Source organism: Brucella lupini, from assembly GCF_002252535.1.
Lineage (GTDB): Bacteria > Pseudomonadota > Alphaproteobacteria > Rhizobiales > Rhizobiaceae > Brucella > Brucella anthropi.
Genome location: NZ_NNRN01000053.1, coordinates 275381 through 288092, shown reverse-complemented (window position 1 = coordinate 288092; position 12712 = coordinate 275381). Strand labels below are relative to the sequence as shown.

The following is a 12712-nucleotide window of genomic DNA, read 5'->3' as shown; positions in this document are numbered from 1 at the left end:
ATGGAATTGACTTGCGTGATTTGACAAATTTGTCCAATCACGCTGAAAAGCGAAAAATAGGCTAGGGATAGACTGCATGGCGCGCGATACAACTGACGAAACGGCACTGACGGGCGTTGAACAACTGGCGAACTATCTGGCTGGCGGATGCAAGCCCAAGGATGCCTGGCGTATCGGCACCGAGCATGAGAAATTTCCATTTTACACAGCCGATATTAGTCCTGTTCCCTATGAGGGGCCGCGCGGTATCAAAGCCATACTCGAAGGCATGCAGGCCACGCTTGGTTGGGAGCCTATTATCGATGAAGGCAATATCATCGGCTTGGTAGAGCCAACCGGACAGGGTGCCATTTCGCTGGAACCCGGAGGCCAGTTTGAGCTTTCCGGAGCACCGCTTTCCACCATTCACCAGACGTGTCGAGAAGTGAATGCGCATCTGTCCCAGGTCCGCGAAATTGCCGAGCCTCTGGGCATCCAATTTTTAGGTGTTGGTGGCAGTCCAAAATGGACCTTGGCTGAAACACCTGTCATGCCGAAATCACGCTACAAAATCATGACCAACTATATGCCAAAAGTCGGGCATGAAGGTCTGGACATGATGTACCGCACGTCGACCATTCAGGTTAATCTCGACTTCAGCTCGGAACGCGACATGCGCCGCAAGATGCAGGTTTCGATGAAGCTGCAATCTGTGGCCACCGCACTTTTCGCCAGTTCCCCATTCACCGAAGGCAAGCCAAACCACCTTTTGTCGTGGCGCTCGAATATCTGGCGCGATACCGATAACCAGCGTTCGGGCGTGCTGCCGTTCGTCTTCTCGGAGAACTTCGGTTTCGCCGATTATGTCGAATGGGCGCTTGATATACCGATGTACTTCATCCTGCGCGACGGCCATTATCACGACTGTACGCATGTCACGTTTCGTCAGTTCATGAATGGTGCGCTGAAAGGTGAAGTGAGCGACCCGGTTCCCAATATGGGCGACTGGACCAATCACCTTTCCACGCTTTTCCCCGAAGTCCGTCTGAAACGCTTCCTTGAGATGCGGGGAGCCGATGGAGGTCCGTGGCGCCGTATCTGTGCGCTTCCAGCCTACTGGGTCGGCCTGCTTTATGATGAAGAGGCTCTGACTGCTGCCGAGCTTCTCACCAAGGATTGGACTTACGAAGAGGTCCTTGCCCTTCGTAACGAGGTTCCCGCTAAAGCTTTGAACACGACCTTCCGGGGCAAGCCGCTGGAACAGGTCGCTCGTGAGACTTTGAAAATCTCCCGGCTCGGTCTTTTGAATCGCAACAAGCTCAACAGCGAAGGCCATGACGAAACGCATTTCCTTGCACCGCTTGAAGAAATCGTAGCAGCAGGCGTCACGGATGCCGAGCGCATGCTGAAGGCATATAACAGCGTATGGGCAGGGTCGGTCGATCCAATCTTTCTCGAATATGCCTATTGAGCATTGAGCCGCAAAACACATCCAACAAAAAGGGCGCGGATACCGCGCCCTTTTTGTTTTAGTCAGCTTGTGACCTGCTGGCCTTTGCTCGGATCGGGTATCACGACAATCGTGCTGCCATCGCGTACATTATTGTAAAGATCAATCACATCTTGATTGAGCATGCGAATGCACCCCGACGACACGGCTTTACCGATGCTCCATGCTTCCGGCGATCCGTGAATGCGATAGAGCGTATCGCGCCCATCCTTGTGAATGTACATCGCTCGCGCACCCAGCGGATTCTTGATACCAGGGGGCATCCCGCCATTGGCGATGCTGTAAGGCTCCAGCGCAGGTTGACGTGCAACCATCTCATCCGGCGGCGTCCAGCGCGGCCATTGGCGCTTATAAGCGATCTTGGCGCGTCCGGCCCATGCAAAACCATCGCGCCCGACACCGATACCGTAGCGCATGGCCCGCCCATTGCCCAGTACATGGTAGAGATACTTGTTCGGCGTATCGACGATAACAGTGCCTCTGACTTCGTCCGTTGGATAATCCACTTCCTGCCGCCAGAATTTTGGATCAACCTTGCTCGTATCGACAGCCGGGATCGGGAACTGTTCTTCCGGCAGCGCCTGGTACATCAGCGGCACAGGTCGCGACGGTGCAGGTTCAGGCAGTTTTTTCACCGGTTGAGGTGGCTGTTGCGTCGTGGAAACACAGCCCGACAACGCAACCGCGCTTACACCTATAAGAAAGCCGCGACGGCTGAAAGCAGCCTTCGCAAAGCCATTTGTGAGGTCGTCCTGGGATTTTTTACGCGACATCCTAAATCTCTAACAATGACAGATGCGCGAGAAAAAGACGTCCAAGCTTAAGCCAGCCTTAAGGCCAAACAATCTCAGCAGAAAACGGAAAACACAGCGACTGACTGTTGCTAAAATAACGATCCCTGATTGCCAGAGCCGGGAGACTGAACCTTTTTTGTTTGTACAAGCTTTGCGGGCTCGCTCTCGTCCTCATCACCCGCAACGACTGCAACGTCACCATCGCGAAACCGAATAGACAATGCATCGCCAGCCGATACGGATCCAGCCTGCTTCACCGGTTTCCCTTCTTCATCGAAGACAACCGCAAAACCGCGCTCTAGAATGCTTTCATAAGAAAGCGTGCGCATAAGACGCTCCAGTTCCTGCCCGCGCCGTTTAGCTCGTTCAATGAGAAGACGGACGGCTTGATCGCGACGACGATCCAGCTGTTCTATTGCAACGCTCGTAAGTTTTGTTCGCCGCAGTATCGGCTCCGCCGAAAGGCGATTTGCCCGATGAATGAAAGCTGTTCTTCGTTCGCGCAGGAATGCCTCGAGCGCACGAGGCAGTCTTTGTCCAAGAGCGGAAACATCGCGCTGCAGTTCCGTAAACCGGCGTTGAAGGAGACGCGGCGATAACTGTCGCGCATGACCGTCAAAGTGGACCCGCTTCTTTTGCGTATTAACGAACAGAGCCCGCGTGAGGCGCGCAGCGGCTTCATCGAAACGCCGACGCGGCAAAGCCAGCAACTGGTCAGCCGACGGAAGAGCTCGCGCTGCCGAACGGTGGGCTTGCCGTTTAAGGTCGATAAAGCGGGACATGGCCGACGAAAGCCGCGCGGATTGCCCCGCCAGCGCTGCCAGAAGATCTTCCTTTACAGGCACCGCCATTTCCGCCGCGCCTGTTGGCGTGGGAGCACGAATGTCGGCTGCAAGATCAATCAAAGTCCAGTCGGTTTCGTGGCCGACCGCAGAAATTACCGGTATATGCGATGCAGCAACGGCACGAACGACGATTTCGTCATTGAAGCCCCAAAGGTCTTCCAGACTGCCGCCACCCCGCGCCACGATCAGCACATCCGGCCTCGGAATATTCCCTTCGTCGAGCAAAGCGTTGAAACCGTCCACCGCGGCGGCCACTTCAGGTCCACTTGTCTCGCCCTGCACACGCACAGGCCAGACAATGACATGCAACGGATAACGATCAGCAATGCGGTGGATGATATCACGAATGACCGCTCCGGTTGGAGATGTCACCACCCCGATCACACGGGGCATAAAGGGTAGAAGCTGCTTTACTGCTGGATCAAACAACCCTTCAGTAGCAAGCCGCCGCTTGCGTTCTTCCAGAAGCGCCATCAAGGCGCCAGCCCCGGCAGGCTCCATCTGTTCGATGACAATCTGGTATTTCGACGAGCCCGGATAGGTTGTGAGTTTGCCTGTAGCAATGACTTCCATCCCCTCTTCGGGACGGAAGCGGAGGCGGCTCATCGAACCGCGCCAGATGACGGCTTCAAGACGCGCGCGATCATCTTTCAATGCGAAATAGGCATGCCCCGACGAATGCGGACCTCTATAGCCGGAAATTTCGCCGCGCACGCGCACATGCCCGAACGTATCCTCAACCGTGCGCTTTAACGCGCCGGAAATCTCGGAAACGCTATACTCGGCAACATTAGACGATGCGCCGGTAAAACTCGAATCGGAACCCATGCTCATCCCATCATAGGCAACCAGGTGACATGGCTGGTCAAGAAGCCATGCGGCTATTTACGGTGTCGTCACCAGCCTGGCAGCAATTCGTTGGCTCGCACCCTCCTCGTACGAACCGCCGGAAACGGTGAAATTTCCGCCGAAGCCATCGCGCCGGGCTGCGGTGACGATATATTGTCTAGACTTTCAATAATATGCTGCGCAAGGGCGTCGACGACGGCATTCTGTTTTGTATGGCCGCGCATGATGCCAATACCGAACTCCGGCAGCATTCCAAACCCGTCTGCTTCACCAAGGACCCGCATACCGGGACGCAGTGCACATTCCGGAAGAACTGAGACCGCAAGGCCGGAGAGAACCGCCGCCGCCAGAACGGTCGCTGACCAGCTTGTGATGATGATGCGATAATCTCGTCTGGCCGCTTCCAGTACATCAATGGCTGTATGTCGCCAGATACAGGTCGGGCGCCCGACAGCAAGCGGCAGGACAGCCTCTTCATGCACCGCATGATTGGCAGAAGTCACCCAAAGCAGTGGTTCTGTACGAACGACCTCGGAGCGACGCTTATCATCGCACTGGGTGACAAGAGCAATATCCAGTGTTCCGCGGCGGATCATCTCGTCCAGATTGACGGTCGGTTCGCACACAACCGACAATTCGACGCGCGGGTTTGATCGCGCAAAACGCGCCATGATTTCCGGCAAAAACCGATCGGCATAATCGTCCGGCGTACCGATACGCACGTGGCCTTCCAGTTGAGTGTCATCAAACGCAGCGATGGTTTCACCATTGAGCTGCATCATGCGGCGTGCATAAAGCAGAAGCCGCTCGCCCTCTTCAGTAAGACGATTGATCCGTCCATCACGTTCAAATAACGGTTTACCAATACGCTCTTCCAGCCGGCGCATCTGCATGGAAACAGCGGATTGTGTCTTGAAAACAGCATCGGCTGCCCGCGTAAAACTGCCCGCATCCGCTATCGCTATGAAGGTCTGCAACTGATCGAGATCCAGAGGCGTGCTCATCGGCGTCATCCATCATTATTATTGAAGAATTACATTAAAAACATTCGTTGGAACAATCAATTCGATTGTTGGATAAAGCCGCCATCGTAAAGGAAAAGGAGCCGCGAAAGCGAATGACCCTGACGATAAGGATCACTTAGCCCCGCCAGATCAAAGGAGAGCGGACATGACAGCGACAAGCAAGATAACGACAACGCATTTACCTGCAATAAGCGGACAAACCTCCACGTTCGTGCAGATGGTAAAGACCGTATTTACGTCGATCATGCGTCGCTGGACGTTTTCCAATGGTCGACGGCAAGTGCTGAACCTGAGCAGCTTTGACGACCACATGCTGCGCGATATCGGACTTCGCCGTGAGGATATTTACACGGCAGCTCATTATCGCGGCACGGAAGACCCTACGCGGGTTCTGAGTGAGCTGGCAGACGCTCGGTTGCAGATCAAGGCTACACGCCTGATCTGCTGAACCAACATCTCTTCGGGTAAGTAAGGCGCAGCCTTTTTAAGCCCGCAGACAAATCATCTGGCAGGCGCCACCTTCACATACCGGGTCCCCTCCCGGTCAGCCTGCCTCTTGCCCGGCCGCTCCTCCGCTGGCCGGGCTTTTTTTATGCGCCGGCTTCCAGAAACCATTCCTCAGCGCATCAATTTGCAGCGACCCTATCGCATGAAATCAGCAATTGCTGGATAACTTAAATCGCTTTGATTTTTTTCGAAGAAAAGTATTGCGTTCGGTGTTTGAGTTCGCTAGATGGAAGCCGTCGCGGATGAGCTGATGCTTTACCGCGCTTGCAGGCCTCCAGATCGAAGGCATTTGCATATTCCTGCTGGGGAATAGTTTAAGGGTAGAACAGCGGACTCTGACTCCGCTAGTCTTGGTTCGAATCCAGGTTCCCCAGCCAATACTTTCTTCAATAAAATCAATGTTATAGACAGCAAGTTGGGACACTTCCTGGCTTTTTTCATGTCGCGTTTAGCGGCAATCAGCTTCCAGTACTTGGCTTAGATATCGTAACTCGCATTGAAAGTTCTCAGAACGGGACACGTACCGGATCGAACATTACAAAAAATTCAGGTTCCACTCTTGAACTTGGCAAAACCATACACATTTGAAGAAATGCAGCGCCGGGCCCCTCTGGTCATGGCTACCGCTATGGCGATGTCGGGGCTGCTCCACTTGTTCAAATGGAGATGGTCCGGCGATGGATTCGCTTATTGTAGCCCTTTCGGGCGATTTTCTTGGCACACCTGTATATTTCTGGGCGGCGTTTATCGTCGTCGTCGTCGGCTTGCTTGTCTTCGACCTCGGCATTCTCCATCGTGACGAACACGAGATCGAAGCCAAGGAAAGCCTCCTGCTTTATGGCTTTTATGTTCTGATCGCACTCGCCTTCGGTGGCTGGGTGTGGTGGCAGCGCGGAGCGGAATCCGGCCTGGAATTTTATACCGGCTATCTGATCGAACAGAGTCTTGCGATGGACAACATGTTTGTTATCGCAACGATCTTCGGCTTTCTTGGCATTCCTCGTCTTTACCAGCATCGTGTTTTGTTCTGGGGTATTCTCGGTGTTATCGCCTTCCGGGCAATCCTGATCGGACTTGGTGCAGCCCTTGTGCACGAGTTCAACTGGATCCTGTTCCTCTTTGGCGCGTTTCTCGTTTTCACCGGCTTCAAGATGTTCGGCCATCAGGACGAGACACCCGACATCGAGCAGAACGCTGTCTTCAAGTTCCTTCGTCGCCGGTTCAATATCACCCGCGAATTGCATGGTCGCAACTTCACGGTCAAACAGCCACATCCCAAAACCGGCAAGATGGTCACCTGGCTGACCCCTCTGGCGGTTGCGCTCATCATGGTGGAAACTGTCGATCTGATCTTTGCAGTCGACTCTGTCCCCGCCGTCTTCGCAGTCACTCAGGACACGTTTATCGTCTACACTTCGAACATCTTTGCCGTTCTGGGTTTGCGCGCGCTTTATTTCGCGCTGGCTGCGGCGATGAACCGGTTCCGCTATCTACAGGTTTCGCTTGCTATCATTCTCGTGCTGATCGGTATCAAGATTTTCCTTGTACCGCTGGGCGTTCACATCAACACGCTGCTGTCGCTTGTCGTAACGCTGGCTATCCTCGCAAGCGGTGTGCTTTATTCGCTGTATAAAACCCGTAACGAACCGGACATGAGCGTCGAGGACCTCGCAAAGCAGCAACATACAGAGAACTGATTGAAAGCAGTTTTGATAACAAAGGGTCGGCCATATGTGCCGACCTTTTTCATCTGATCGCAGTGTGATTTATTGAATGCACTTTCTTCGCATACCGGGCCATATCGAGCCGAAAACACCATCCCTTTGGTGAAGCTGCATCTCAACTCACAGATGATATACTAAGTTTCAATGGGCGATCATTCGAGAGCAAGTCGCGGAAGGCGAAGTTGAACTCTTTATTGCTTGGCGCACTGGTATTCTTCATCCTGATATTGGCGACTATGCTTGGCATGTTCGCTCGATCGCGTTTGCCCGAGCATCATCTTAACTCTGAGTCCAAGGATGTCATACGCCTTGCCACCGCTGTTGTCGGAACACTTTCCGCTCTCGCTCTCGGACTTCTGATTGCTTCAGCAAAATCCGATTACGACAATGCGCAAGCCGAGATGAAGACATCGGCAGCCCGCATTGTTCTCCTGGACCGGATCATGGCCCGCTATGGTCCTGAAACGGAGCATCCACGTGCCGTACTCAAGCAAATAATCCAGAAACGTCTTGATCGGGCATGGAATGCCGAGCGGGCCGATGAGCTCTCCAATGGAGCTTTGCCGGAGTTCAAGGATATTGAGGATATTCAGGACAGTCTGCGCGCGTTGAACCCGAAGGACGCCGCGCAAGGCTCTCTCCAAACACGCGCGCTTGAAGTCAGCGGCATGATTGCAGAAGGTCACTGGCAATTGGTGGAAACGACAGATGAAGGGCTGCCTGTCCCATTTCTCATCGTGCTGATTTCATGGCTGGCGCTTTTATTCGCAACTTTTGGCCTACAGGCCCCGCTAAACAGCACTGTCATACTGATAATAATCGTATGCTCATTGTCCGTTGCCGGCGCGATTTTCGTGATTTCGGATATGGCGAGCCCCTATGCCGGACTGATCCACATTTCCGAAACTCCGCTTCGCACTGCACTGGATCGTCTCGGCGCACCATAATGAATTGCATGCTCTACAACGCCACGAAGTGCTGCGGCGATACCTCTCGATATTCGCGCAAAGGCACAACGAAATCCGCAGGACGGATTGGGCTCTTGAGTTCTCCCGTTTCGCTTGAAAGCTTCACCCGGCGTCTGTCAGGATCAGGAACCGGAACAGCCGCCATCAGCTTGCGTGTGTAATCATGTTGAGGGTTCTCAAATACCGCCGATCTCGGTCCGATTTCTACGATCTCGCCCAGATACATGACGGCCACACGATGGCTTACACGCTCGACGACGGCCATATCGTGTGAGATGAACAGAAACGCTAGATCGAGACTTTGTTGAAGATCGAGCATGAGATTGATGACCTGCGCCTTGATCGAGACGTCGAGCGCCGACACACTCTCATCTGCCACGATGACTTTAGGTTTCAAGGCAAGCGCGCGGGCGATACAGATACGCTGCCTTTGCCCGCCAGAGAATTCATGCGGATAGCGCTTTGCCATATCAGGCGTGAGGCCAACTTTCTCCAGCATGTCTGCAACAACATCCTTCGCGTCCCGCACACTCCCCAGCCGGTGTTCAATGTAGGGTTCCGCGATCGCGGCACCCACTGTCATGCGCGGGTTCAACGATGCATAGGGATCCTGAAAGATCATCTGAACCGACCGTCGCATCTCGCGCATAGCCTGTTTGTCGAGGGACAGAATGTTTCGGCCTTCAACCAGAACTTCACCGGAATCCGGTTCGCTCAGCCGCATGATGGCACGGCCGGTCGTCGATTTCCCACACCCACTCTCGCCAACTAGCGAAAGGGTTTCGCCCTTGCGAAGATCGAAGGACACGTTTTCCACGGCATGAACACGCCCGCTCAGGCGAGACATAAAGCCCGAATAAATCTCGAAGCGCTTTGTAAGGCCTTTTACTTCCAACACGGGTACATCGATCTTGTCGACCGTATCCGCCACCTCGACTGGCGTTTCCGAAAGGCCAGTCGCATTGTCTACTATCGGAAACCGCAGAGGACGTTGATAGCCCTGCATTGAACCCAGTACAGGAACCGCCGACAAAAGTGCTCGCGTATAAGGATGCTGGCTCTGCCGGAAAATATCAGCAGTCTGCCCTGTCTCGACCTGCTTTCCCCGAAACATGACGACCGTACGATCCGATATTTCGGCCACCACGCCCATGTCATGCGTGATGAAAAGAACGGACGTGCCCTCTTCTTCCTGCAATGTCTTGATAAGATCGAGTATCTGCCCCTGAATGGTTACATCCAATGCCGTTGTCGGTTCGTCGGCGATCAGCAGTTTGGGTCTCGACGCCAGAGCCATCGCGATCATGACACGCTGACGCATACCGCCTGAAAAGCGATGTGGATATTCATCGAAGCGGGAAGCAGCCGACGGGATACGGACCTTTTCAAGCAAGCGGATCGTTTCAGCGCGCGCATCTGCCTTCGACATTTGCGAATGGCAGAGCAATGCTTCCGAAATCTGGTCTCCGATTGTGAAGAGCGGGTTGAGGCTGGTCATCGGCTCTTGAAAGATCATGGAGATTTCATTGCCGCGTATCCGGCGCATTTCCTCTTCCGGGAGCGTCAGAAGCTCCAGATCTCCCAACCTGATACTGCCTTCGGTGCGGCTCGTATCCTTTTGCAAAAGACGCATGATCGACAGCGAGGTTACGCTCTTGCCCGAGCCGGATTCCCCGACGATTGCCACGGTTTCTCCGGGGTGGACATCGAAGGAAACGTCATCGACAACAGGCTTCCAGACACCATCGACCAGAAAAGAAGTGGTCAGTCCTTGAACGGATAGAACAGGTTCGTGTTTTCCAACCGTCGCTATTTTCTCAGACGTCATGATGTTCCTCCGCTTTACTCAGGCTCTTCCGATTATCAATCCGGCCAACGCAGCAAACCGTCGAAACGATGTCTGCTTCGGTCCTCAAAAGGAGTGGCGATAATCTCATTAGACGCCCGGGCTTTATCGAGCTCCTCACCAAGACGCTGCGCAACAACGGTTTCCTGACCGGGATGAAGATTACAGGGATCGAGATAGAAATAGTTGTGCTCTACCTCATGGTCACGTGTGATGATCGGTGGGTTCCCTCGCGCAAGAGCGGTTACCAAATCCCAGGCCGTGATGTGGGCATCAGTAGCTGATACAATTACTCGCAGGCGGTCGAGCGGGTTATTGGTCGGATCTGGTTCGATCAGAGCCGTGATACCGGGGCGACCATCCAGTGTCTTCTTCCACAATTCCAGATATCCGGTTTCCCTCTCGCGAATTCCAGCATGGTCACGCTTCTCCCACGCTTCCAGCGCCGCCATAACGCCATAAATGCTCTCTTTGCCAACTTTCATGCCGCGCCCGATGCCGAGATTTTGCAGGAACGCATTGCGGACGAGCTCCTTCTTACCCGCAACGATGCCGGAGGTCGGACCGCCCAGAAACTTGTGTCCCGAATAGATTGCGATGTCTGCGCCCTTTTCCAGAAACAGCTTCAAGTCGTATTCAGATGCGGCATCCACGATCACAGGCACACCCTTGGCATGCGCGATCTCGACAAACTCGCTGAGATGCAGAAGGCCATAGTCGACGACGTGGTGCGATACGACATAAACCGCAGCAGCCGTCTTTTCGGTAATCGCATTTTCCATATGATAGCGATGAGTCGATGTTGCCTGTCCGATCAGGACGACCTTGCCTCCCGCAAGCCTGATTGCCTGATCGACCGGAGCGCCGTAGCTGACCACGTGACCGGTCTGCACCAGAACTTCGTTCTTTTCCGGCGTAGTGTCCGGTAGCCTTTCAATTGCGAGAAGGTTGCTGCCTGTCATAGCTCCGGCAACAGCAAGCGTAATGCCTGCCGAGCAGGACGCCGTGACGAAGCCAGCCTCGCCGCCTGTCAATCGCGCAATCACTTCACTTGCCTTGCGCTGAAGATCATTGACCTCGATGAATTGCGGCAGGATGGCCACCATCGCCTCTACCGCCTCAGGCACAACGATGGACGCGCCAAGCGATGTCATCGTACCGGAAACATTGATGACCGGTCGAAGCCCGATCTTGCGGCGGATATCATCGGTCATTTCAATTCTCCCATTTCTTTCGCTGTCTCAGGCATAGACGGATATACCATAGTAATGTAATAACTTCTCGAATTCACATGGAGCACTTGAGTGAGCGCATCATCATCCACCGTCCCCGCTGAAACGGCCCCTGCAGACGACACCGAAGCCAAGTCGACACGCCGCTCGCGTGTGAGCGGCATAGATCGTGCGTTGCAGGTGATTGATTATCTTTATGAAACCGGTGCTCCGGCTGGCCCCTATGCGATTGCAAAGGCGATCAAGGCGCCTTTGTCGACGGTCTATGTGACCATCGATGATCTCGTTGAAAAGAATATGCTCGCCCGCAATGCGGATGGCGCAATCTGGCTCGGCGCGCGGCTCTATCACTACGGTCTTGCTTACGCGCGGTCGCTTGACTTCATGAGTGTGGCCACGCACGAGATGCATGATCTCTGCCGCGAAGCAAACGAAGCGGTGCAGCTGTGTGGCCGGGACGGCGACCATATGCTTGTTCTGGCTATGGCAGATGGACCGAGCCCGTTCCAGGTTGCCTCGCGTGTCGGCACAAGAGTGCCCTTGAACTGGACCGCATCCGGACGTCTGTTGGTCGGCCATTTGGCTGCAAATGAACGGATCGAGCTTTTCAAGCGCTGCGCCCGGACTTCTCCAACCGGTCGGGCTGAAATCGATGCCGCAAGTCTTTCGGAGGCTGCGGCGAAAGCCTTCGATGAGCGACTCTCGATCCAGATTGCGGAATCCGATTATGCGGTTGCCTGTATTGCTTCCCCGATCTGCGACCGCGATGGACAATGCGTTGCGACAATCTCCATCGTGCTCCCGGAACAGAAAGTGCTTTCCGACGAAAGCCGCTACACCAGTCAGGTGCGCGCTTCGGCAGCGAAGATCGAAAAGCTGATGGGTTGGCGCAATCATTGACGCTGTCCTAGTCATTCAGGGCGACGATCGCTTCGATTTCAACCGTGATATTGCCCGGCAAGGAACCGAAGCCGACGGCTGAACGTGCATGTTGTCCGGCAGCGCCAAATACTTCGATGAAAAGATCGGAGCAGCCATTGATGACGTTGGGGTGCAATTCGAAGTCCGGCACGGCATTGACCATCCCCAACAGCTTTACGACACGCTTCACACGGGAAAGATCGCCAAGCGCCTCGTGCATGACGGCCAGCAGATTGATACCCGTCAGTCGGGCATCCTGATAGGCCTGATCCACGCCGATATCGCCACCGACTTTACCCGCACGCAAATATCCGCTCTCTTCCCGCGGCCCCTGCCCGGAAAGATAGAGGATATTGCCTTCCCGAACATGCGTGACAAAATTCGCGATAGGCGGTGGCGGTGGTGGCAAAGTTATGCCAAGCGAAGCCAGCCGGTCATAGGGGGAGTGCTGTACTTCGGTCGTTTGGGGAGAATGAGACACGAATTTTCCTCATCATTTCGTCACGGGACGT

Annotated in this window: 11 protein-coding genes and 1 tRNA gene; 6 read left to right on the top strand and 6 right to left on the bottom strand. The window is 54.3% G+C overall.

The window, feature by feature from the left end; translation table 11 throughout:
* Positions 1–76: 76 nt before the first annotated feature.
* Entirely contained in the window at positions 77–1450 is a 1374-nt protein-coding gene (locus CES86_RS18210; protein ID WP_094515054.1) for a glutamate--cysteine ligase, read from the top strand.
* A 62-nt stretch (positions 1451–1512) separates the two neighbouring features.
* Here the strand turns inward: CES86_RS18210 and CES86_RS18205 are convergent, their stop codons facing one another.
* The 3 genes from CES86_RS18205 to CES86_RS18195 all read right to left on the bottom strand — a co-directional run bounded on the left by CES86_RS18205 (position 1513) and on the right by CES86_RS18195 (position 4981).
* Complete coding sequence (locus CES86_RS18205) at positions 1513–2262, bottom strand: L,D-transpeptidase (protein ID WP_010660962.1); 750 nt, start codon at positions 2260–2262, stop codon at positions 1513–1515.
* A gap of 110 nt (positions 2263–2372) precedes the next feature.
* Positions 2373–3956 (bottom strand): exodeoxyribonuclease VII large subunit, encoded by a 1584-nt coding sequence (gene xseA, locus CES86_RS18200; RefSeq protein WP_029928009.1) that lies wholly within the window; start codon positions 3954–3956, stop codon positions 2373–2375.
* 68 nt (positions 3957–4024) lie between these two features.
* A complete protein-coding gene (locus CES86_RS18195) occupies positions 4025–4981 on the bottom strand; it encodes a LysR substrate-binding domain-containing protein (RefSeq protein ID WP_029928010.1) in 957 nt (318 codons plus the stop codon).
* 166 nt (positions 4982–5147) lie between these two features.
* Between CES86_RS18195 and CES86_RS18190 the strand changes: the two genes are divergently transcribed.
* The 4 genes from CES86_RS18190 to CES86_RS18175 all read left to right on the top strand — a co-directional run bounded on the left by CES86_RS18190 (position 5148) and on the right by CES86_RS18175 (position 8180).
* A complete protein-coding gene (locus CES86_RS18190) occupies positions 5148–5450 on the top strand; it encodes a DUF1127 domain-containing protein (RefSeq protein WP_010660959.1) in 303 nt (100 codons plus the stop codon).
* Positions 5451–5812: 362 nt separating this feature from the next.
* Positions 5813–5886, top strand: a tRNA-Gln gene (locus CES86_RS18185).
* Positions 5887–6186: 300 nt separating this feature from the next.
* Complete coding sequence (locus CES86_RS18180; protein ID WP_010660957.1) at positions 6187–7206, top strand: TerC family protein; 1020 nt, start codon at positions 6187–6189, stop codon at positions 7204–7206.
* A 209-nt stretch (positions 7207–7415) separates the two neighbouring features.
* Positions 7416–8180: a bestrophin-like domain gene (locus CES86_RS18175; protein WP_029376213.1), complete on the top strand. Its 765-nt coding sequence runs from the start codon at positions 7416–7418 to the stop codon at positions 8178–8180.
* A 13-nt stretch (positions 8181–8193) separates the two neighbouring features.
* Here CES86_RS18175 and CES86_RS18170 read toward each other — a convergent pair whose 3' ends face one another.
* Both CES86_RS18170 and CES86_RS18165 read right to left on the bottom strand, forming a co-directional pair.
* Entirely contained in the window at positions 8194–10029 is a 1836-nt protein-coding gene (locus tag CES86_RS18170) for an ABC transporter ATP-binding protein (RefSeq protein ID WP_010660955.1), read from the bottom strand.
* Between the two features lie 35 nt (positions 10030–10064).
* On the bottom strand, positions 10065–11261 hold the full coding sequence (locus CES86_RS18165; RefSeq protein ID WP_010660954.1) for an aminotransferase class V-fold PLP-dependent enzyme: 1197 nt from the start codon (positions 11259–11261) through the stop codon (positions 10065–10067).
* Positions 11262–11351: 90 nt separating this feature from the next.
* Here CES86_RS18165 and CES86_RS18160 point away from each other — a divergent pair, with 90 nt between their 5' ends.
* The gene (locus CES86_RS18160; RefSeq protein WP_029928011.1) at positions 11352–12179 is read left to right on the top strand and encodes an IclR family transcriptional regulator; all 828 of its coding nucleotides are present in this window, start codon (positions 11352–11354) and stop codon (positions 12177–12179) included.
* 7 nt (positions 12180–12186) lie between these two features.
* On the opposite strand, the gene CES86_RS18155 is transcribed toward CES86_RS18160, so the two are convergent.
* Positions 12187–12681 carry a RidA family protein gene (locus CES86_RS18155; RefSeq protein WP_011982717.1) on the bottom strand — a complete coding sequence of 165 codons (495 nt, stop codon included), beginning with the start codon at positions 12679–12681 and terminating at the stop codon, positions 12187–12189.
* Positions 12682–12712: the final 31 nt, after the last annotated feature.